This window comes from Aliivibrio sp. A6 (assembly GCF_028765505.1).
GTDB classification, from domain to species: Bacteria; Pseudomonadota; Gammaproteobacteria; order Enterobacterales; family Vibrionaceae; genus Aliivibrio; species Aliivibrio finisterrensis_A.
The window spans coordinates 124,291-146,440 of record NZ_JARACR010000003.1; the positions used below are offsets into that span (position 1 = coordinate 124,291).

General features: G+C 38.6%; 21 protein-coding genes. 10 read left to right on the forward strand and 11 right to left on the reverse strand.

Annotation, left to right across the window (positions count from 1 at the left end; all coding sequences use genetic code 11):
* Positions 1-88 precede the first annotated feature (88 nt).
* Both PVK70_RS02915 and PVK70_RS02920 read right to left on the reverse strand, forming a co-directional pair.
* Positions 89-1,660, reverse strand: coding sequence for a cryptochrome/photolyase family protein (locus PVK70_RS02915; RefSeq protein ID WP_130049319.1), 1,572 nt, complete (start codon positions 1,658-1,660; stop codon positions 89-91).
* A gap of 37 nt (positions 1,661-1,697) precedes the next feature.
* Entirely contained in the window at positions 1,698-1,850 is a 153-nt protein-coding gene (locus PVK70_RS02920) for a DUF2256 domain-containing protein (RefSeq protein ID WP_130049320.1), read from the reverse strand.
* Positions 1,851-2,049: 199 nt separating this feature from the next.
* On the opposite strand from PVK70_RS02920, the gene PVK70_RS02925 reads away from it, so the two are divergent.
* From PVK70_RS02925 to PVK70_RS02935, 3 genes are all read left to right on the forward strand, one after another.
* Positions 2,050-2,325: a DUF3081 domain-containing protein gene (locus tag PVK70_RS02925; RefSeq protein ID WP_130049321.1), complete on the forward strand. Its 276-nt coding sequence runs from the start codon at positions 2,050-2,052 to the stop codon at positions 2,323-2,325.
* 1 nt (position 2,326) lies between these two features.
* Positions 2,327-2,839, forward strand: coding sequence for a CIA30 family protein (locus PVK70_RS02930; protein ID WP_130049322.1), 513 nt, complete (start codon positions 2,327-2,329; stop codon positions 2,837-2,839).
* A 488-nt stretch (positions 2,840-3,327) separates the two neighbouring features.
* The gene (locus tag PVK70_RS02935; RefSeq protein WP_130049323.1) at positions 3,328-5,040 is read left to right on the forward strand and encodes a GMC oxidoreductase; all 1,713 of its coding nucleotides are present in this window, start codon (positions 3,328-3,330) and stop codon (positions 5,038-5,040) included.
* Positions 5,041-5,386: 346 nt separating this feature from the next.
* Here the strand turns inward: PVK70_RS02935 and PVK70_RS02940 are convergent, their stop codons facing one another.
* Together PVK70_RS02940 and PVK70_RS02945 are read right to left on the reverse strand one after the other, a co-directional pair.
* Positions 5,387-7,009 carry a GTPase family protein gene (locus PVK70_RS02940; RefSeq protein WP_130049324.1) on the reverse strand — a complete coding sequence of 541 codons (1,623 nt, stop codon included), beginning with the start codon at positions 7,007-7,009 and terminating at the stop codon, positions 5,387-5,389.
* Complete coding sequence (locus PVK70_RS02945) at positions 6,996-8,093, reverse strand: YcjF family protein (RefSeq protein ID WP_130049325.1); 1,098 nt, start codon at positions 8,091-8,093, stop codon at positions 6,996-6,998. The genes PVK70_RS02940 and PVK70_RS02945 overlap by 14 nt, the downstream gene beginning before the upstream one ends.
* A 397-nt stretch (positions 8,094-8,490) precedes the next feature.
* On the opposite strand from PVK70_RS02945, the gene PVK70_RS02950 reads away from it, so the two are divergent.
* Together PVK70_RS02950 and dnaK are read left to right on the forward strand one after the other, a co-directional pair.
* A complete protein-coding gene (locus PVK70_RS02950; protein WP_130049326.1) occupies positions 8,491-8,910 on the forward strand; it encodes an Hsp20 family protein in 420 nt (139 codons plus the stop codon).
* A gap of 123 nt (positions 8,911-9,033) precedes the next feature.
* Positions 9,034-10,932, forward strand: a complete 1,899-nt coding sequence (gene dnaK / locus PVK70_RS02955; RefSeq protein WP_274441263.1) for a molecular chaperone DnaK — start codon at positions 9,034-9,036, stop codon at positions 10,930-10,932.
* A gap of 102 nt (positions 10,933-11,034) precedes the next feature.
* Here the strand turns inward: dnaK and PVK70_RS02960 are convergent, their stop codons facing one another.
* The 3 genes from PVK70_RS02960 to PVK70_RS02970 form a co-directional block, all read right to left on the reverse strand.
* Complete coding sequence (locus PVK70_RS02960; protein ID WP_130060010.1) at positions 11,035-12,144, reverse strand: methyl-accepting chemotaxis protein; 1,110 nt, start codon at positions 12,142-12,144, stop codon at positions 11,035-11,037.
* Positions 12,145-12,252: 108 nt separating this feature from the next.
* Entirely contained in the window at positions 12,253-12,804 is a 552-nt protein-coding gene (locus PVK70_RS02965; RefSeq protein ID WP_130047947.1) for a hypothetical protein, read from the reverse strand.
* A 288-nt stretch (positions 12,805-13,092) separates the two neighbouring features.
* Complete coding sequence (locus PVK70_RS02970; RefSeq protein ID WP_130047946.1) at positions 13,093-14,874, reverse strand: methyl-accepting chemotaxis protein; 1,782 nt, start codon at positions 14,872-14,874, stop codon at positions 13,093-13,095.
* 203 nt (positions 14,875-15,077) lie between these two features.
* Between PVK70_RS02970 and PVK70_RS02975 the strand changes: the two genes are divergently transcribed.
* Both PVK70_RS02975 and PVK70_RS02980 read left to right on the forward strand, forming a co-directional pair.
* Complete coding sequence (locus PVK70_RS02975) at positions 15,078-16,055, forward strand: J domain-containing protein (RefSeq protein WP_130047945.1); 978 nt, start codon at positions 15,078-15,080, stop codon at positions 16,053-16,055.
* Positions 16,056-16,180: 125 nt separating this feature from the next.
* Positions 16,181-16,351: a hypothetical protein gene (locus tag PVK70_RS02980; protein ID WP_130047944.1), complete on the forward strand. Its 171-nt coding sequence runs from the start codon at positions 16,181-16,183 to the stop codon at positions 16,349-16,351.
* 56 nt (positions 16,352-16,407) lie between these two features.
* Here PVK70_RS02980 and aqpZ read toward each other — a convergent pair whose 3' ends face one another.
* From aqpZ to PVK70_RS02995, 4 genes are all read right to left on the reverse strand, one after another.
* The gene (gene aqpZ, locus PVK70_RS02985; protein WP_130047943.1) at positions 16,408-17,094 is read right to left on the reverse strand and encodes an aquaporin Z; all 687 of its coding nucleotides are present in this window, start codon (positions 17,092-17,094) and stop codon (positions 16,408-16,410) included.
* A gap of 280 nt (positions 17,095-17,374) precedes the next feature.
* The gene (locus PVK70_RS02990) at positions 17,375-17,947 is read right to left on the reverse strand and encodes a YceI family protein (protein ID WP_130047942.1); all 573 of its coding nucleotides are present in this window, start codon (positions 17,945-17,947) and stop codon (positions 17,375-17,377) included.
* A gap of 452 nt (positions 17,948-18,399) precedes the next feature.
* On the reverse strand, positions 18,400-18,522 hold the full coding sequence (locus tag PVK70_RS19080) for a DUF3307 domain-containing protein (RefSeq protein WP_242504774.1): 123 nt from the start codon (positions 18,520-18,522) through the stop codon (positions 18,400-18,402).
* Positions 18,515-19,165, reverse strand: a complete 651-nt coding sequence (locus tag PVK70_RS02995) for a hypothetical protein (protein ID WP_130047941.1) — start codon at positions 19,163-19,165, stop codon at positions 18,515-18,517. Before PVK70_RS02995 ends, PVK70_RS19080 begins: the two co-directional genes overlap by 8 nt.
* 409 nt (positions 19,166-19,574) lie before the next feature.
* On the opposite strand from PVK70_RS02995, the gene sbcB reads away from it, so the two are divergent.
* The 3 genes from sbcB to PVK70_RS03010 are packed head-to-tail and all read left to right on the forward strand — an operon-like array spanning position 19,575 to position 22,023.
* Positions 19,575-20,999 carry an exodeoxyribonuclease I gene (gene sbcB / locus PVK70_RS03000; protein WP_130047940.1) on the forward strand — a complete coding sequence of 475 codons (1,425 nt, stop codon included), beginning with the start codon at positions 19,575-19,577 and terminating at the stop codon, positions 20,997-20,999.
* Positions 20,996-21,346: a CidA/LrgA family protein gene (locus tag PVK70_RS03005; RefSeq protein ID WP_130046250.1), complete on the forward strand. Its 351-nt coding sequence runs from the start codon at positions 20,996-20,998 to the stop codon at positions 21,344-21,346. Before sbcB ends, PVK70_RS03005 begins: the two co-directional genes overlap by 4 nt.
* Positions 21,346-22,023, forward strand: a complete 678-nt coding sequence (locus PVK70_RS03010) for a CidB/LrgB family autolysis modulator (protein WP_130047939.1) — start codon at positions 21,346-21,348, stop codon at positions 22,021-22,023. The genes PVK70_RS03005 and PVK70_RS03010 overlap by 1 nt, the downstream gene beginning before the upstream one ends.
* The last annotated feature ends 127 nt before the right edge of the window (positions 22,024-22,150 follow it).

Consider the following 22,150-nt stretch of genomic DNA (forward strand, 5'->3'; position numbering starts at 1 on the left):
GAGATTTGAAAATAATATTATTAAGATTGATGCTAACGATCTTTTTAAGGAGAAACGATATACATAACTATATATTTATCAAAACAACCTACAACTCCTCAATATTCAACAACAACTGCTCCGCTCTATCTAAGATAACTTGCTGCTGTTCTGCTGATTTTTTCTTCCAATTTGCATAGACCATTCTGGTACGTGGATTGTTATTAAACTGCTCAATGTGTGTATGCATAAAGTGCCAATACAGCGCATTTAGTGGGCATGCTTTGGGTTCAGTTATTTGTTTCACGTTATAGTGACAATCAGAGCAATAATCACTCATTTTATTCACGTAGTTACCACTGGCAGCGTAAGCCTTAGAAGCAACAATGCCACCATCTGCAAACTGGCTCATGCCACGAGTATTTGGCATTTCAACCCACTCGATTGCGTCGATATAAATCCCTAAATACCACTCATCTACTTCATCAGGTTTAATACCTGTTAATAGACAAAAATTACCCGTGATCATCAAACGTTGAATATGGTGTGCATAGGCAAAATCAAGAGATTGCTGTATTGCATGATGCATACAGTTCATTTTTGTTTTTCCTGTCCAAAACCAACTTGGTAATGATAATGACGCTTCAAGTGTATTTAAGTTTTGGTAATCAGGCATATTGCGCCAATAGATCCCACGTACAAACTCTCTCCACCCTAGAATTTGACGTACAAAACCTTCTATCTGAGCAATATCTATGGCATCTGGGCGTTGATTAAATTCCGTAATAGCAGCATCAATCACTTGCATAGGACTGAGTATTTTTGCATTAAGAGCAAAGGATAAACGGCTATGAAACAAACTCCATTGTTTTTGTGTGAGTAAATCATCAAGTTTACATGTCATTGCATCTTGAAACTTCCCAAACAACGGTAAGCAATAGCGACAGAAAAACACTAATAACTCACTCGCCTGCTGCCGATTTACAGGCCATAGTAGGTGATTATCCGCTTGGCCTATCATCGTCACATTATGACGTTCTAAGCGCTCAAGAATATCAGTGACATCGTTCGCGAATAATAAAGGCGTGGGCACACTATCAAACTCGCTCGGCTTTAATTTGTTTTGATTTGCACTATCAAAGTTCCACTTGCCTGCAACGGGCTCCCCCTCTTCCATCAGAATATTAAAGCGCTTTCTCATTTTACGATAAAAGGGTTCCATACGATGATGATGGTTCGGCTTAAACTCTTTTTCAATGTGCGCTTCAGAGAGAAAGAAGTGTTCACTTTCATAAGCTTGAGAAGATATTGCTAACGACAAACAGTATTTATCGAGTATGTTACGTAAACGGTATTCGTCAGGGAGTTGATACTCAAAATGGGTAATTTGGTGTTTAGCAATAAGGTGATTTAATAGATCGTCTATTTTTTCAAATGGCTCTGTATCGTCCAAGGTTAAATGCATCACTCGATGCCCTGCACTTTCTAATGCGGTTGCAAACTGGGTCATCGCAGCAAAAAAAGCACACACTTTTTGCACATGGTGTTTTACATAGGCCGTTTCTTGATGCATTTCTGCTATCACGTAAATCGTTTGTGGATCACGGTGTTGAAACCATGAATGACTGGCATTTAATTGGTCACCTAAAATGAGTCGTAATCGGTCAGCGGTGTCGTTCATAATCATCCCTTATCTTAAGCCATTGTTTGTAAATTCATTATTCACTTTGATGCCGTAAAGACCGACAACGCCTAGAGCAATATTTAACCATAGGCCAATCTCGCTCCCATTTCTTTCTCCAACTAAATGGTCTCTGGCAAACGATGCATATCTTTTCTGGCAACTGTGATTTTTTCATGTCGCTCTCCATAACGTCATTAAAGATAGCCAGATACTAAGAACCGAATCATTACCGACTTACAGAGACATTACGCGGCAAAGCACTTTGTGGTTCACAAAAAAGATCAACTAGTTCAAATCCGTTTATCAGAGTGATCTAGGTACGGCACTCAGTCGTAGTTAGCTAGATAATAAAAACTACTCTCCCGTAGACAAGTCAGGAGTTTCACATGGATAACAGACTTACCATTAAAGAGTTTCTTAGAGTATTTGAGTGCGTTCGCTCATCAGGACATATTCTCAATGACAAATATGTATTGGGCGAGCTTTGTGCATGGCACGATTACGATGGATATACCTGTTGGCTAGGCTATAAAGATGTGACCGTCACGCTGATGTTTCATGGCTCTCTCAAAATCGAATTTGACCGCGCATCAAACTATTCTGATTTCACGACACAGTGTTTGGCAGTGATCTCGGAAAATCATAGTGTTAAGGAAAGTTAGGATGAGTGAACAACAATTTGAAATTATTGATTTTACAAACCCCGACGAGTATCAACGGTGGTCTGCGGTAAATGACAACGTAATGGGTGGCATTTCAATTGGCCAGCTTTACTACGATGGGAAAACATGTCGATTTCTAGGTGCATTATCACTAGAAAACAATGGAGGCTTTAGCTCTATAAAGCGCTATATTGAGTCTCTATCTAAAGAAGTAAACACAATAGAATTTATGTTCACGGGCGATGGGCATACCTATCAATTAAGACTTACTACATGGAAAAATAGTGAGCGTATTCAATACAAACACGATTTTGCTACCACTAAAGGAAAGCAGCAGAAAAAGACATTTCACTTACACAATTTTCAAGCTGTTTTTAGAGGGCAATTACTTAATCACGCTCCCGATCTTGTGGCGGAAGACATCAAGCAAGTTGGCTTTCTCATTACGAATAAACAAACATCGCCCTTTAATCTAAACTTGGCTCAAATTCAGTTTAAAACACCAACGTGTTAGGAGTACTCTATCATCAGCACCATATATATAAATCATGATTATTAGTCCGAGATAAATCAAAGTATGAGGCGATATAAGAATACAAAACTATTATTCTTATACTCTATCTTTTTAATTTACTCCGACTAACTTTGAAAATCATCCTGAAGATGCTTATCTACAAACATTGTTTAAATCCGTCCTCCATTAAACTGCATTGTATTACTTAAGAATACTTGCTCTCTCTTTATTTATGCTACATTTCCCGAATTTTAACTAGTCCCAAATAATATTTCTAGATTTTAATCTATCAATTTAATTAGTCGTTAGTAAAAATATACCTTTTAATATAATAAGAAAATAGACATTAATTACAAAAGTAAAATTGTTAACATAATCAAAGAACTCCATTCTGGCTGTATAATTTTTGAACTGATACCATCCAATTAAATTAATCATTAAGTATCTTAATAAAATTAGTCTTATTGCATAGTAAAGGAGCGTCACTGATGACAAATACTAATAGAAGGGTGTTTTTAAAATCTTGCGTAGCGACTTCTGTTGCTGCTGGGGTGAGTGTTACATCAACAAGTTCTCATGCATTTTTCTTTCGCCCAGAAAAAGAAAAGCCAATTGATCAATTTAAAAAACTGCCTAAGTTAGAACATTACCTGCCTGAACTTTTTGAGCGCCCCCCTCAAATTAACGGGCACCTTCCAGTCGTCATTATCGGCAGTGGTTTTGGTGGCGCAATAAGTGCCTATCGACTCGGGCTTGCTGGTGTTAAAACAGCAGTGATAGAAAGAGGTAATAGATGGCCAAACGATTCTAAAAGAGCAGTTTTTGCTCATGACATGCTTGCAGATAAACGTATGTTCTGGCAAAGAACAAAAACTACCTTTCCAGCCCTTACTTTTGATCTTCCTTTCTTACAAAGTATCACTCCTCGCTCTATTGAAAAATTCGGTGGTGTCCTTGATGTCATTGATAAACCAGGAGAAAACAATCAAGATGGTTCAGACCTTCTGTTAGGGACAGCTGTAGGTGGTGGTTCTGTAATTTATACCGGAGTAATGGTTATTCCAAAAGAAGAGCATTTTAATAAACTCTACCCAAGCGCGCTATCATACAAAGAAATGGTCGATGTTTATTATCCACGAGTAAAATCAATCTTAAAATACAGCAATATGCCAAAAAATGTTTTTGCAAGCGCGCCATTCAAACACTGTCGAGATTGGAACAAAGAAGTTTCAAAAGCAGGCTACTCACCCTACCTTATTGAAGGTAACTGGAATTGGGATGTCATTCAACAAGAGCTAAAAGGAAAAGGCTTACCATCTGCAACTATTGGCCTAACTAATTTTGGTAACAGCAATGGGTGTAAAAATGATCTTGGCCAAAACTACATTCCATTAGCAGAAGCAACAGGCAATGTAACTTTCCATCACAAACATGAACTCACCAATATTCGAATGAATGGCGATATTTATGAACTAGATATTCGCGAATTAGATGCCCATGGAAATATTGTTCAAGAGAAATCGATTACTTGTGACAAACTTATTTTATCCGCAGGTTCTTACCATACAAGTCGTATGCTAGTCAGAGCAAAAGAAAGAGGAGATTTACCAGATCTAAATGAACATGTAGGTCAAAACTGGGGAGATAACGGTAATCGCATGTCATTTAGACAATCTTTATTTGGATTGCCCGCTGGTATTGCTCAAGCATCCCCTTCTCCTACCGCCATCTATGTTGATGAAGCAGGAAGAAGTCCTGTTGCTGCCGAGAACTGGGCAAATGCTGGCATTGCAGATGTAGGAATATCTATGATGCTATCTGTTACAGCAGATTTTAAAAATCGAGGATATTTTAGCTATGATGCCTCTATCGATGACGCTGTTCTGCACTACCCTAAAGAAAAAGAAAAAGATGCAACTGATGCACTCCGAGCCGTAAACAATAAAGTTGCTCGAGCCAACTGGCAACGTATCGGTGCTCAGGGTTTTTCAGATGTTATTTTTACTGGTGCTCATCCTGTTGGAGGAATGGAAATGGGGAAAGCGACAGACCTTTTCGGCCGCGTCCATGGCTACAATGGGCTCTATGTTATTGATGGTGCATTGATCCCTGGTAATAATGGATGTGCAAACCCTGCACTAACAATCGCAGCCTTAGCTGAAAGAAATATTGAGAATATTATTTCTCAAGACTTCTCTTAACCTTTATTTTAATTCTATTAGTAATTAACTAATAAAATCGCTACCTCTATTATTAAAGGTGGCGATTTTAAATAACGCGATATTTGATTCTTTTCTTATATCGCTATTTCAACCAGTTTTGATATTGCTACTTCTTAGGTACTATCAAATCACTCATAACAGAGTTCACGAAATAGTAGCCACTTTAGCTATCTGTAATAAAAATTACAGCATGATGCAATGCTCAATTATTATTTTTTGGTTTGATTTTGTGGTTAGTTTATATTTACGTAGCAACTAATGAGATCATATTAGAGGCAGGCCTCTGCTATTTTATTAGCCCTATTATCTCTGCACTATTTGACATTTAAACCGGCTTACTTTTTTTCTTTATTGCCATTTCAGCCAATTTTGGGGCTGCTGCTTTTAGGGCACTTGGCGCTACCTTCTTACCGACATTTACTGCACGTCCCAGTTGTTTTTTCAATGATGCACCTCTCTCCATCGCCTCTTTTCGCTGACGATTGCGCTGTACGTTATAAGCCTCGGTGATTTTGTCTACTAGCGTCTGTTTTAACTCTTCAACACCAAAATGCGTCTTATCTATTGAGATTGATAACGGTAAAACAAGATCGGAACACAACAGCTTTTTGTTGTATTCCATCGCTTGTTTAATCACTTTTGCTTTTGCTGCTGTTGGCTGTTCTAGATCGTAAGGTGGCTCCCACTCCCAAGCCGGATTTAATCTATCGACTTGGTTTACCACTGAAATAACGGTTGGTTTTTTACGAGAGATATTTTTTGGATCGGCATAATAGCGCTCGAATTTTTCATTCAATTGCTTATCAAGATCACGAGCCGATTGATTGGCTTTTAATACCCACAACACTAAATCCGCTTGAGTCATCTCTTTTAACATCTGCTTTTCAGTTTTTTCGTTACCGTCTAGTCCTTGTAAATCAACCACATTCACTTCAGCTTCATTGACGAATGCGCTATAAACCGTCACGTTATCGGTAGATGGCAGTACATCGACCTCTGCGACAAATTCTTCTTTTAATGTATTTATAATCGATGACTTACCCGAGCTGGTTTGACCGACCATCACAATTCGGATCGGCTCTAACTCTGTCGCTACTCTCTTTTCATCTTGTTTTGAAATCTTTGATGCTTGTAAGTCACCCTCTTCCAAACTAAATCGACCACTGTATAAGTCAATGGCAACCGCAGCGACTTCGTCTAGTAACGCTTCTTTGGCGGTTTGCTGCATATCAGACACCACCCCTCTGGTCATTGATGAGGTAGCTTGCTCTCGACTGAGATCAGACACGACTTTTAGCGGATTATAATAAAGATTTTTTGCATGATTCGCCCAGATCGCGGCTTTTACTATCTTTTGACCCACATCGCCATATTTATCATAAGCGTCATATCCCGCTTTAATGTACGAGAGCTTTAAATACTCAATACCGGGAATATGTTCTTGCACCACAACTTTGTATCGCTGGCTGATCTCTTCAAACAGTTTTAAGCCTTCAGGAATTGAGAAATCTAACGCTTTTTTATCAAACTTAGTTGCCACAAATTCAAGAACGTCCAACCCTATTTCATCAAGGTTTCCCCACTCAACATTGTCTTTGAGTAACTCTCGTGAATAGTGCTGTGATTGCTTCCATATGGCGACTTCATTATGAGACCACTCTTCAGAGGCTTTAACCAGACCCTCTTTAATCTCAATTTTGGTTTCTTCTGTTACGGCTTTAACTGGTTTATCTGCGGTGCGGCTTAGAATAAATAAAGGAATACTGACCGCCAACGTGCTGATAGCAATGGTAATAGACAGCTCTAATAGGTGGCCATATTTAACTGCAAGAAACAGAGCGAAACACATCATAATGATGACAGGAAGCACTGAGGAGATAATGACTATCCCCCAGCGTCCACCAGAGAGATCCGATAATAGACGATATAGGCGTTTAATCTTGTGCATAACCTGACGCTTCCTTACCTTTTTTCAAAGAGTCTTTATAGAGATCTTGCATGTCCTGAGTTGATACTTCTTCGCCTTTACTCTTATGATAAAAGTAGAAACAAGCGGCTCTGCCTAATCCGTAAGTGGTTCCAAAACTCATTGCAGCAGCGGCAACCGCACCCACGGTTTGACCATAAACGGGGATAAATTTAACCAATTGTCTTGCACCGAGCTTTACTCCATATTGCAAAGCAAAACTGCTGCCCAATGTACCTATCAACTCACTAAAGGTTTTCTTGTTCCATTCAACGCCGTATTGATTGGCTAAGCTATGTAACATTTTGGCTTGAATGGCAGGAACAGAGACTAACCCTACCCCTGGAATTAAATCACTAGCGCCGGCACTGCCTGAATACCAAAGCACTTCGTTCTCAACTTTATCAAAGTTTGCTTCTTCAACAGTGGCGTGATCTTTATCATCCACCATCATGCCGATGACAGGTAATATCTTAGTGAGTTCTTCTATTAACTCATCATAGTTATATACTGTGCCGTCGCTGGTTTCAAAATCAACCGAGATTGCCTCAACATTTTTACCCCATACCTCTTTAACCTGCTGTTCGTTAAAAGTCGTTTGGCGATCACGATTTGCCTTTTCACTAAGAAGTACCGCGGTATGAATCAACAACAAATGCTTAATTTTCTTTTTCTTCTTGATCTGTTTTAGTGCCGCTATGACTGAAGATTGTTCTGGTTCATCGGCCTTCATGACAACGACAAGCGCATGACCTGATTGACCTATTTCTTCAAGATCGTCCTTTGGATCGTAATCTGCCTCACCCAACCCTCTGGTATCTAAAAAGCGCATAATTGGCTTATCTTGCGGAAACTCATACGCCTCAGCAGTCATGGTGCAAGGAGCGAAGCCATTACCCACTTCCACAGATGAAAGCCCTGTTAACGTCTGAATGAAAGAAGATTTACCCGCACCTGTTTTACCCAATAGCCACAATGTAGGTAAATGCTTGCGCTGAAACTCGTGAGCTTGAGTTAAATCAGGGTTTTTATTTGGATTTATGAATGCTTTGATTTGGTCGAACATATCATTCCAACTAATGGAAAAGAATAAAGTATTTCTCGATTATAACACTTAAAGGGTCAATCATCATTGAAAGCGAATATCTGCATTAAAAATACAAATCAAAAAATAATCATTAAATTTTCTAATCAAAGTGTTGACAGCAAAGTTTCGGAAGCATATATTGATTACATGAATTGCCATTTGGAGTTCATTGATAACTGGTTCGCCTTATTATAGGGAACAAAACGTTATCACAATGAAGCGGCTCTACTGATTACTTACTAAAGAGTAGTAGCGTTGTTTCTAATATTTAATCTTGAACCATATGTCATTAATGAGTCTATATTGGCTCTGAATATGAGTTCTTTCTCCTCGTTTAGTGCGTCGAGAACTATTGCTTATTTTAAAGGATAGTATTATGCGTAATATCGATTTCTCTCCCCTATACCGTCATGCCATTGGTTTTGATCGCCTGTTTAATCTTGTAGAAAACAGCGCTAACAAACCATCTCAAAATGGTTACCCACCCTATAACATCGAACAGAAAGACGAGAACAACTACCGTATTACCATGGCTGTTGCTGGTTTCTCTGAAGATTCGTTAACAATTTCTCAAGACGAACATATGCTGATTGTGTCAGGTGACATTACTTCATCTGAAATAAAACCAACTTACGTTTATCAAGGCATTGCAGAGCGCAATTTTGAAAGAAAATTTCAACTTGCTGATTATGTAACCGTATCTGCAGCAAGCATGGAAAATGGATTACTTCATATCGATCTTGTTCGAGAAGTACCAGAAGCCGTCCAAGCACGTAAGATTGCCATCAACAAATAGCAATATATTTCATTGAGAATAGCGTAAACCTATATCTTCATACTCGGTTTACGCTTACAAAAAACATCTAATTTAAAATGTTTGCATTAAAATAACTAATGCGAATTCAAAGGAAAAATTATTATGGGTAAAATCATTGGTATCGACTTAGGTACAACTAACTCTTGTGTTGCTGTTTTAGATGGCGATACGCCACGTATTTTAGAGAATGCAGAGGGTGAACGTACAACGGCATCGGTAATTGCATACACAGATGGCGAAACTCTTGTAGGTCAGCCAGCTAAGCGTCAAGCGATTACTAACCCACAAAACACATTATTTGCGATTAAGCGTTTGATCGGTCGTCGTTTTGAAGACGAAGAAGTTCAACGTGATATCGAAATCATGCCGTACAAAATCGTTAAAGCTGACAACGGTGATGCTTGGGTTGAAGCGCAAGGCCAAAAAATGGCTGCTCCTCAAGTTTCTGCTGAAATTCTTAAGAAAATGAAGAAAACAGCGGAAGACTTCCTAGGTGAAGAAGTGACTGGTGCAGTAGTTACTGTACCTGCTTACTTTAACGATGCTCAACGTCAAGCAACGAAAGATGCTGGTCGTATCGCAGGTCTTGATGTTAAACGTATCATCAACGAACCAACAGCAGCAGCATTAGCTTACGGTCTAGACAAAAAAGGCGGCGATCGCACTATCGCAGTATACGACCTTGGTGGTGGTACATTCGATATTTCTATCATTGAAATCGACAACGTTGATGGCGAGCAAACGTTCGAAGTTCTTGCGACAAACGGCGACACTCACCTAGGTGGTGAAGATTTCGATAACCGTATGATCAACTACTTAGTAGATGAGTTCAAAAAAGAGCAAGGTATCGATCTTAAAACTGATCCTCTTGCTATGCAACGTGTTAAAGAAGCAGCAGAAAAAGCGAAGATTGAACTGTCTTCAGCTCAACAAACTGACGTAAACCTTCCTTACGTTACTGCTGATGCGACTGGTCCTAAGCACATGAACGTTAAAGTGACGCGTGCAAAACTAGAATCTCTAGTTGAAGACTTAGTAATCCGTACGCTTGAACCGTTAAAAGTAGCTCTAGCAGATGCGGATTTATCAGTAAGCGAAATCACTGACGTTATTCTAGTTGGTGGTCAAACACGTATGCCTATGGTTCAAGCTAAAGTAGCTGAATTCTTCGGTAAAGAAGCGCGTCGTGACGTGAACCCTGATGAAGCAGTAGCAATGGGTGCTGCAGTTCAAGGTGGTGTATTAGCAGGTGACGTTAAAGACGTTCTACTACTAGACGTTACTCCTCTGTCTTTCGGTATCGAAACGATGGGTGGCGTAATGACTAAGCTAATCGAGAAGAACACAACAATCCCAACAAAAGCGGATCAAACGTTTTCTACTGCTGAAGACAACCAAAGTGCGGTAACTATCCACGTACTTCAAGGTGAGCGTAAGCAAGCAAGTTACAACAAATCTCTAGGTCAATTTAACCTAGAAGGTATCCAAGCAGCACCACGTGGCATGCCACAAATCGAAGTAACATTCGACCTAGATGCTGATGGTATCCTAAATGTATCTGCAAAAGATAAATCGACTGGTAAAGAGCAGAAGATCACAATCCAAGCTTCAGGTGGTCTAACAGACGAAGAAATCGAAGCAATGGTACAAGAAGCTGAAGCAAACAAAGACGCGGACAAAAAGTTCGAAGAGTTAGTAACAGCACGTAACCAAGCGGATCAAATGATCCACGGTACGAAGAAACAAATCGAAGAAGCAGGCGATGCACTTCCAGCTGACGAGAAAACAAAAATCGAAGCAGCAATTACAGCACTAGAAGGCGTTAAGTCTGGTAATGATAAGGAAGCAATCGATGCGAAAACTCAAGAGCTAATGCAAGCAGCACAAAAGCTAATGGAAATAGCTCAACAGAAAGCTCAAGCACAACAAGGTGCTGAAGCTGGAGCGCAACCTAAGCAAGAAGATGATGTGGTTGATGCAGAGTTTGAAGAGGTAAAATAATACCTCATTTACACGAATGAAGTATTAACAAGGTGATTTCGGGCGTATAGAGGAAACTCAATACGCCCTTTTTTATGTTTGCTCGTTAATATAGCATTTGCGTTATGCTGCTTTGCTATCAAGCTCATTTAATTTAAATTGATTCACCAATGATGCCAAGTTATTCGCAATATTCATAAGTGCTTCATTTTCATCATTCAAAATCGTAACATTCTCATTAGAACTCTCACACAAAATATTGATATTATGCATTTTTTTACTTATCTCATTTGTTGCTTCATTTTGTTCTTGAGTCGCAATTGAAATCTGTTTATTCAAATCACTGACCTGATTGATGGCCTCATTAATGCCTAGTAATGTGCTATTTGCTATCTGAGTTTGACTCAAAGTTTTGGCAGCTTGATTTTCACTTAACTTCATTAAATTAGATGCCGCATGAGCTTGTTCTGTTATGCCTGATGTTAAATTCATGATCTGCTGAATTGCAGACTGAGTTCTAATGGCTAAGCTTCTCACCTCATCTGCCACGACAGCAAAACCTCGCCCAGACTCACCCGCCCTTGCCGCTTCTATTGCTGCATTTAAAGCCAATAAATTGGTTTGACTTGCAATGCCTTCAATCACATCAACCACTTCACCAATTTCATTACTTTGGTTAACCAAGATTTGAATGACTTTCGCCGCTTCATTCACTTCATTCGTTAATTCTCTTACATCATCACTGGCTTTTTGCGTAATGTTAGCGCCATTATTCGCTTCATTTAACGCTTTTACTGAAAACTCTTCAGCCAAAGCTACGCTGCTCACCACATCGGAGATGGATACATTCATTTGATTGATCGCCCCTGACATTTGTAATAGGTCATCCTTCTGACGTACAGAGTTCACTTTTGCATCATCGACCGCTTTTGACATTTTTTCCGACATGGTCACTAATTCAAGCACCTGAGAAGAAACAAAACTTACTGTGTCATTAATTTTACTCACAAATACGTTAAAAGCGCGGCCAATTTGAGCAATTTCATCTTGACCCTTTTCATCTAAACGAACACTTAAATCACCATCCCCTTTAGAGATATTATGCATTGCTGACATAATTTGCGATAAACGCCCAGTGATCTTATTCGATAAAAAGACAATCAATACACCCAGTAAGATGACAATACCTATCCCCATAATCGTAAGGAGACGTTTCGCATCCGCAGCCACCACAAGAATCGTACTCTCTAGATATTCAGAGTTACTGCGTAATTCATCTTCGGTTATGGTGATCGTTTTTCTTAACTCACCAATATTCCCCTGATAATCTGTTAGCCCTTGTTAGTGAGACAATTGAACTAATTTTTTAAACGTTGCTTCATACTCTTCCAATACACGCAGCGCATCTACATCCGCTAATTGCGATAAGTAGGCCTTAAGGTTACGGCTGTTTGCTTGATGCGATTCAACGTATTTTTTATCGCTGCGCAACATGAAATCTTTTTCATTACGACGCAGTTGAAGTACGCCGGTCTCTAAAATAATGTCATCACTTTTGTTGATCAGCATTTCTAAGTTATGCGCGTCTTCTCGTAATGCTCCATACACGCCTTGCTTTTCCGTTAAACCAATTTGAACTTCCATATTCACGACATTAATAAAATGTGCTTGGTAACGATCAAAAGTACTTCTTAATAGTTCATAATCTTCAAAGGGAATACCTGCGCTATCTAAAGTAAGTGTAAGTTCAGTAAAGTGATTGTTAAATATAGAAAATCGTTCATTAAAACTATCAACATATTTCATGTCTTTTCGTGATAGGAAATCTTTTTCTTCCTTTCTTAGATTAAGCATGTCGATTTCAATCAGTGACACCAATTGTGATGCAGTCATGAGTTTTTTATTGTCATTTTTTATTATCCGTAATTAAAATATCCATATTTTAGAGCAGCGTACAGTAAAATATTTAACGACTGATGTGAATGTTTAACATTACCAATTTGTGATGATGTAGCTTTTTTAAAGCATTGAAGATAATTGAAGTGAGATATGAGTCGCAATCGTTTGAAAATATTGACAATTAAAATGAGGGAAATGGCAGGAGCGTTGTGGCTATATACTTTTTATTATGACGAAAAAAAACGCATCCTTTACCAGAATGCGCCTTTTCTAATTAAGCAATTAATCTATTTTAAATTGAGATACTTGCAATTTCATGTCTTCAGATTGAGCTGCAACACCTTGAATTTCCAGTAGACACCGTTGAGCTGAATCAATATTATTTTTCGTTAATTCACCCAGCTCACGGATCGTTTGGCTAACATCCGTTGTGGTTACATTTTGTTCTTCAATCGCAGACGCTATTTGAGTTGATGAGTTGGAGATCATCGACATATCAATGATAATCTGATTAAGGATATCTTCCGCTTTGGTCGCCTGATCTGCCGATCGTTTACCCTGTTGACTGCATTGATCGATATTCTTAACCACTTTACTGGTTTGTGCTTGAATCGAATCAATAATGCCACTGATCTCTTCGGTTGACTCTTGTGTACGAGTCGCTAATGAGCGTACTTCATCTGCTACAACAGCAAAACCTCGCCCCTGCTCACCTGCACGAGCCGCTTCTATCGCAGCATTCAACGCAAGCAAATTCGTTTGTTCAGCAATGCTTTGAATAATCGCTACCACGCTGCCTACTTTATCAACCAGCTCACTTAAATGCGTAATATCTTGCTGGCTTAGAGATAGCACCGAAGATAAATGAGTGATCCCTTTCGATGCTTCTTGTAATGTCAACTGCCCTTCTGTCGCATTGCGATGAGATACGGTGGCATTTTCTGCTGCAGCTTCGGTATTATTGGCAATATCCGCAACATTCAGACTCATATCATGAATAGCTGCTGACATTCGCATGGTATGCTGCAACTGGCTATTAAAATCATCCAAACTCTTTTCAAGCTGAACCTGCATCTCTGACGCACTATGAGCAAGCCCACTTGATTTTTGTTGCGAATCACTCACTAATAACTGTATTTTATCCAATAAGCTATTAAAGCTTGAGCCTATTTGGCTAATTTCATCTTCACCAATATTTTTTGCTCTTAATGCAATATTATTGGTTTCGATGATCTCATTAATCACATTTGCTTGACTCGATATACGGCGAACGATAACTAAAGACAGCATAATTGACAAAGAAATCAATGAGATAATCAACACCCCTGAAACCAAATATTTTTGCCAGCTCAAATAGTTCACATAATCAGTCACTTTCTCATCTAATTCGTTAATTAAGAGAGAAAACTTACGCTCAACTTCAGATGATTGCACTCGTGCATCACCTTTAATACCTTCGTTATACGCTAACCCTAGTATCTTCTTTTGGTCGATAACTTTATTCGCATAAAGAGCTAACTCAGACAAATTACTATTAAGATTCGTCTCTTGTATGGTATCGCCTTTTTGAATCGCCTCATCAAATAATAAAATACCTTCTAATAACTCAACATCATGATTTTGAAATGCTTGAAGATAAAGTGGCTTTCTGATTTGTTGGTAATCCCCGACTAAACCATCTTGCTCCGTTAGCCCTAAGGTTTTATATGCATTGACTAAATTTTGAAAAACAAGAACATACTCTTTTAATTCATGTTGAATAGCTTCTTGCTGCTGTAGATGAATACCAAATACATCCAACGTCTTATCAATAGCTTCACTATTGCTATGAAAAAGTTGCGCGTTTTTTTCAAACTTATTCAAATATTTCATGTCTAGACGAGTCATGAAATCCTTTTCATTTCGGCGCATATTTAATAAATTAACTCTTAGCTCAGCAAGATCCAACTGTGCTTGATTTAATCGATTCGAATCTTGAGTAATTTTGTATGCATACCCAAGAGTAAATACCATCCCCATAACACCGACTAGGCATAATGTGTACAATATATGTTTTACTTTCATAGTAAAAATAGGCCTTTAATATTAAAACGGGCAAACCATACATTCTCCTGTGTTCGCTAGCAACTGATATTTATATTATTTGTCTTTATTGACTTCTATTTGTACCGCATTACTTTCCCTATAACATCTACTTCTTATTTGTTTTTCTGCCTTCAAATCGCTACACTAGCGCGGTCTTTTAATCAGTAACGACTTTTCCTACAATGTGTCGATTTTTCTTTCTCATTTTCACGCTTTTTTCTTTTTCTGTTTTCGCTGACGCCTTGGAGGAAAAAGCAGAGCTTGGTAATGCTCGCGCCCAAGTAAAGCTCGCTATGGAGTACGAATCGGGTACTAACCGCCCTATTAATATTGATCATGCTATACAGTGGTATAAACAAGCGGCAATGCAGGACAATACCACCGCTCAATTTAATCTTGGTCAAATCTACAAAAACGGTTACGGGGTTGCTCAAGACATTAAACAAGCTATTTATTGGTTTACTCGTGCCGCGACACAAAATCACCCACCTTCACAATTCTATTTAGGCGAGATCTACGAATATGGATTATCTGGTGCGGTGGATTTATATAATGCCTCATTATGGTACCAAATCGCTTCAAATAATGGCCATGGGGAAGCCATGTTAGGTTACGAGCGTGTAATCGAAGAAATAAAGATACAACAGCAAAAAGCGTCACAACAAGTTAATGAGCCTAATGTCATAGAATCTGAGCCTGAACCCAAAACCATTATTATTAAGCAGATGGAAAAACCGACGCTGTTAATCACCATCGGCAGTTATCTATTAATTGCGATTATGGGGGTTATCTTGATCTTTTTACTGTTACGTTTAAAGCAATCCATGAAACAAACAAAAAGTGATGATGCTTTAAAAAACAGTTTTGTTAACTCATTGCACAATGAAAAAATGAAGCAACTGCAAGAGAGTTATGAAAAACTCAAAATACGCTCTGATGTACAAGAAAGCACAGTAAAAAGACTGACTCTTGAATTAGAAACAAAAAAACTACTTTCACAATTTACGCCTCATCAATTATTAGGTGTAACACTAGAAAGCAGCAGCAGTGACATTAAGAAACAGTATCGAAAATTAGCACAACTTCATCACCCTGATCATGGTGCTGATGGTGTGATGTTTGCTGAAATAAATAAAGCCTACCACACAATAAAAGGATAACTGACGCAGAACACTGAGCTTAACCTTTACATGTAAGCGTCGTTCTGTATACTTCGCACTCAATTAAGTGTTACAAAAAAGTAACAATTATTCATCAACATTTAATTGGTTAAAGAGTAAGTGATATGTTTAATTTAGAAGGATATTGTGATTGGTGCCAAAAACCGGCAATGGTTTTACAGCATCAATATTGTGATGGTGCAAAATATTATGCCTGTGAGCACTGCAATGATTACGCCAAAATCGATATCCGATTATATGATTTGGCCGAAATGGAAAACATGGCTCAAAAGTAAAACATGCCGATGACAACCTCATCGGCATTTTTATATCTCTAATAACACTGTCTCTATTATGACTCTTTCGCCATCACTTTATAGATAAGTGCCCCCATTATCGCACCAACAATCGGCGCAATCCAAAACAACCATAATTGTGACGTAGCCCAGTCACCAACATACACGGCAACCGCGGTACTACGAGCCGGGTTAACTGATGTATTGGTAACAGGAATACTGATAAGGTGAATAAGCGTTAAACATAAGCCTATCGCAATTGGAGCAAAACCTGCTGGGGCTCGGCTATCTGTTGCCCCCATGATTACAATTAAGAACATTGCAGTTAGTACGACTTCTGTAATAAGTGCCGCTGTCATTGTGTAGCCACCAGGAGAGTGATCCCCAAATCCATTTGATGCAAAACCACCTGCCAAGTCAAAACCCGATTGACCGCTTGCAATTAGATATAAAATACCACCTGCCGCAATACCACCCAGCACTTGAGATATAATGTATGGCACTACATCTTTCGCATCAAAACGTCCACCAATCCACAAACCTACCGACACTGCTGGGTTTAAATGACAACCGGATATATGGCCAATAGCAAACGCCATTGTTAATACTGTTAGACCAAACGCAAGTGCTACGCCTACAAAACCTATACCTAGCTCAGGGAAGCCAGCGGCTAATACAGCACTACCACAACCGCCTAGCACTAACCAAAACGTACCTATAAACTCTGCCATGTATTTATTCATAATAATTCCTATATAATTTTTATCTCTTGATTTCGCTTTAATTTTTTATCCCGAATCAAGTTATTGTTCAAAAAGAATATAGGTGATGATTAACAAAATAGACACTTTTAGGCTTTCATTTATCTCTTATTTTCACTTTTAAGACACAATTCCAAAGACTGTAACACTAATTTATACTGTAATTACAGATATTTGAAAGCATTACACAGATCAATTTAATCGCGAGATAATAAAAAAACCTAGAAATATCCAGACTTTTTTATACTTAAGAAATAAATCCTTATTTTTTAAATACTAATGCAAGAGAAACTGGAACTCTATCCGATATTTTTATTCCACCAACAGTTGCAGCAAGTTTCGTTAAGTTCTCACTAGGAAGTCCAAAATCTGAAGCGCCTACAATTACTGATGAAGACGAGCTCACCATTACATAGTTGTCATTTTTTAAGATTACAACAGGAAAGCCAATTGATTTTGTTTTACCATACATTGTGACTTGCACAGGAATAACTAGCTTTTTAGGTCCATTAGATAGCGCAGCCAAGTCCACTTTACCGCTTACTTTAACATCAGGGTATTTCACTGACTCAAAGAATATATCATTCAATCTAGCATCTCTAATAGGGATCCCAGTACTGATCCCTTTTAGATTTACATCGATAGAAAATTTCCCACTTTCACTTAATTCACCAGATAACGTGTTTATTGTGGCTGGTTCTACAACAAATTGGTTTTTAATTGTAGTAAAGCTGACTGAAGATAATTTAGATTCTAAAAGATAGTTATCAGCAGCTAAAGAGTGGGTGGATATCAGAGCAAGAGCAAGACCAAAAGAAGATAATATTTTTTTCATTATAGTTAACCTTATATTGAGTTATTGTTTTGAATCGATCGAATAATACTCCTAATAAAATGAATCAAATAAAGAATTAAATCGATTGAACTGAAGCATTTTTTCAATGAGATGTAGTCCACAATTCAATCAATGTAAATGAACTAAACTGCAGTAACACAGAATCAATTACACCCTCTCTTTCTAATCACTTAATTTTAACATCTAAACCAAGTGATACTAAGGTTCCGAGCAATGTAGTGATAACCACAGATAACATTGAACCAATCAATACATATTCAGTCATGCTTCGATCGTTTGATTTATTCAATTCACCAAATCTAAATATTGACTTAGCTGCTAATACAAAACCCACCGCTGAATAACTCCCTACGAGGGTAAAGGTCAATATTAAAACTCGTTCTAAATAACCAATCAACTCACCACCAGCGACAAGACCACTAATACTAGAATTACTCTCTCCACCTAATATTGGATTCTTTCTTTGATTCTACCCATTGCTTTGGTTGTAGATAGAAATCGCAGATAATATGTATCAGCAAGAACGGTATTAGAATACCAAAAAAATCAAACATGCCTCAATCCCACCACTTTGTTTATAAATTTTCGATTTAACTCACTAATTAACGGCCAACCAGAAGCTTTAAGTGACTTACTGATAGTTGAGGTCGCAACATTAAGCTTTTCTGCTAGCTCACCAACCAGCAAACCTTCATTAGTTTGAAGCATAGGAAGAATCACTTCACATTGGCGCGAAGTTAATTCGGTGAGTTGTCTATCAAGATATTTAAAGAGTAAGTCAAAGTACTCTGTGAGCTCGGAGCTGTCAGAATCAAAAAATAACCTCGCGTTTTTCAAGGCTTTTAACCCTCGACCAGAAAGAACAAATGCTTCACCCATTGATTCAGACACCGACTCGCGTAAATCGGCATTAGAGGCAATAGCAAAACTAATGCGGCTATCAAACTCATTACCAAGAGACTTAATACCAAGCCGATAAATAATGGTGTATCTCAGAGCGCTTTCGATATCATGGACTACAGACTGAAACTCATCACCACGCTCAATACTATGTACATTTGATGAATTCCCTTCAGTAATCCATTTCTGGATCTCTTTGATTCGATTAAGTAATTGTTCAAACTGCTCAGAGGTTAACTTAGTTGAATTGACAATATCGCCGCTGATCACTGCGATAGGTTGATAGGTATGCTCCACATTAAAATTCCTCTTTTGCATGAAAATGTAAATTTAGCCGTTTTTGGCTAATAATGCAAATTTAGCCATTTTTGGCTAATAACGCGAATTTAGCCATTTTTGGCTAATAATTAAGAATCGGGAGATCTACCGAAAACTTTCCCACATCCAATAAACGTTACGCATCACGCTAACTCAGAATGAAGTAACTAAGGTGATAATTTCCCCTCCCTCTTTAATCGACTGCAGAACAATTAACTGTGTCTTGCTCAATTTAAGCAGTTCAACTTGGTTTCGCATGGTTCAATAATATCTCTGCAATCACGTTATCAACATCCTTTTAATTTTTATCTCTCTTCCCTTCCTAATCCCTTGCGATTATGTGATAGATCTCTGATAATTAATGTATTGCTCTTAATTGGACACACTTATGCCGCAGGATAACGCACCAAGTTTCTTCTTTTTCGATTATGAAACATGGGGAACTAGCCCATCTCTCGATCGCCCATGCCAATTTGCTGGGGTTCGTACCGATGAAGATTTCAATATCATTGGTGAGCCATTAGTTATTTACTGCCGCCCTCCCATTGATTATCTGCCCTCTCCTGAAGCGTGTTTAATTACGGGAATCACTCCGCAAACCGCAGTAAGCAAGGGCTTATCTGAGCCTGAGTTTATCGCCAAAATTCATCATGAGTTATCACAGCCAAATACGTGTTCATTAGGCTATAACAACATTCGTTTTGATGATGAAGTCTCTCGCTACACCTTATATCGTAACTTCTTCGAACCGTATGGTTGGAGCTGGCAGAACGGTAACTCTCGTTGGGATTTACTTGATGTGATGCGTGCTGTTTATGCCCTACGTCCTGAAGGCATCGAGTGGCCAAAAGACGAAGAAGGCAAACCAAGCTTTAGACTAGAAAAACTCTCTCAAGCAAATGGTATTGAGCATGAAAATGCCCACGATGCGATGGCCGATGTAATTGCCACCATCGAGTTAGCAAAAGTCGTTAAAAAAGCACAACCAAAAATGTTTAACTACTTGCTTTCTATGCGTAACAAGAAAAAAGCAGCGACATTAATCGACATAGTAGAAATGACGCCATTAATGCACGTGTCTGGCATGTTTGGCGTAGATAGAGGCAATATTAGCTGGATTGTGCCTGTTGCTTGGCATCCTACTAATAATAACGCTGTAATTACGATTGATTTAGCATTAGACCCTAGTGTATTCCTAGAATTAGATGCAGAGCAATTGCATCAACGCATGTATACCAAGCGTGCTGATCTTGCGCCTGATGAATTGCCAGTTCCGGTTAAGTTAGTGCATTTAAACAAATGTCCTGTTCTTGCGCCGGCTAAAACACTGACTGCTGAGAATGCAGCGAACCTCAATGTGGACAGAGAAGCCTGCCTACGCAATCTTAAAGTGATCCGTGATAATCCAGAGATCAGACAAAAGCTAATTGCGCTTTACAGCATTGAACCTAATTACGAGAAATCGACCAATGTAGATACGCTTCTATATGATGGTTTCTTCTCTCATGCTGATAAAACGACGATTGATATGATCCGTCAATCAACGCCTGAACAGCTTATCGATTTTGAACCTAATGTCACTGACCCTCGCATTAAACCATTATTGTTCCGTTACCGTGCGCGTAATTTCCCGCATACGCTTAATGAAGCTGAACAATTAAAGTGGCAGGCTCATCTGCAAGATTATTTCCAAACCCATTTACCTGATTACGAATCAAGTTTTGAAACTTTGTATTTGGAATCTGAAGGTAATGACAAGAAAACCGCTATTTTGCGGGCCGTTTATAATTACGTACAACAGTTAGTATCATGATTAAATACCTTTATTCTTTCGCATGGATTTTTGCTTCATTGTTTGCTGGAAACGGCATTCAATCGTGGTTAAATATTTCAGTACCGGGCAGTATTATTGGAATGCTGATTTTATTCACTGCAATGGTTATTGGTGTATGCAGGCCGGACTGGGCTGCGACAGGTTGCCAATTCTTCATGCGGAATATGTTGATTTTATTTATTCCAATCTCTGTTGGGTTAATGACGCATTTCGATTTATTAATCAACAATGCGATTCCAATCATTGTCAGTACCGCTGGTGGTTCATTACTGGTTTTAGTTTGTCTTTCATTACTTATTGATCGTCTTGATAGAGGAAACAAATAATGTGGGTCATTTTAACCGTTATTGTTTTTTATTCAGCGCGTTGGTTCGCTAAACGTTTTCCTCACCCAATCAATAATCCATTATTGCTGAGTGTTTTTATCGTTATCCCGATCTTGATGGTATTACAGGTACCTTATGAAACTTACTATGCCGACAATGCATTTTTAAGTTACTTGCTGCAACCTGCTGTTGTTGCTCTGGCGTACCCGCTGTATGAGCAGTTACCGCATATTCGTGCAAACTGGAAAATCATCCTACTTGCTTGTAGTGTTGGCTCACTGTTCTCTATGCTGTCAGGTGCTTTCTTAGCGGTATGGATGGGTGCTGATATGCAATTGGTTGCGAGTATTTTACCAAAATCAGTGACCACACCAATTGCGATGGCTATCTCAAGTCAATTACAAGGTGAGGCGGCTATCGCGGCTATCTTAGTGTTATTAGCAGGCTTAATGGGCGCTATCTGTGCTTATCCTATTTATAATATGTTGGGAATTAAAAGCTCACTGGCAAGAGGATTAACCATGGGTAATGTCTCTCACGCCCTTGGTACTGCACAAGCTGCTGAAGTTAACTCTCAAGATGCGGCGTTTAGCTCTCTTGCCTTGGTTATTTGTGGGATCATCACTTCATTAGTTGCGCCACTTATTTATACGTTATTGGTATTTATAAAAGGCTAATTGGTTAAAACCCCTTCAAATCAGTGTGACATCTCTCTCATTGATGTAAATAATGTATCTTTACATCAATGAGTGTGATATTGATCTATGTTTCTATGGCTATAGTCCCTAATAATGAGCCCAGAAG